This window comes from uncultured Photobacterium sp., assembly GCF_947502415.1.
GTDB lineage: Bacteria > Pseudomonadota > Gammaproteobacteria > Enterobacterales > Vibrionaceae > Photobacterium.
In genome coordinates this window covers 1-447 of record NZ_CANMZV010000106.1, presented here as the reverse complement: position 1 = coordinate 447, position 447 = coordinate 1, and the positions used below count along the sequence as shown (strand labels likewise).

At 44.3% G+C, this 447-nt stretch carries 1 protein-coding gene; it reads left to right on the top strand.

Translation table 11 applies throughout. The features are described 5' to 3' along the window. Positions 1-447 (top strand): ISAs1 family transposase (locus Q0852_RS23730; protein WP_299022915.1); only part of this gene is annotated, 447 nt, incomplete at both ends.

Here is a 447-nt window from a genome sequence, read left to right as displayed (position 1 = left end):
TCCTAGCTATCGTTGCCGTTATTGGTGGTGCTGAAGGTTGGGAGGAAATCCAGGATTTTGGAGATGACCACCTTGAATGGTTGCGCCAATATGGAGATTTCGAGAACGGTATTCCTGTTCACGATACGATAGCTCGTGTAATGGGAATGATATCAGCTAAACAGCTTCAAAAATGCTTTGCTGCCTGGATGAAATCTTGTCATGAAGTAACTAACGGTGAAGTGATTGCTATTGATGGTAAGACTCTTCGAAGCACTTACGATAAAGGTCGCCGGCAAGGTGCAATCCATATGGTGAGCGCATTTAGCGCCGCTAATCAGGTTGTTATAGGGCAAGTAAAAACTTCAGAGAAATCCAATGAAATAACCGCAATCCCTGAATTACTGGGCTTGCTGAATATTCGTGGGTGCCTTGTCACGATTGATGCCATGGGTTGCCAAAAAGATA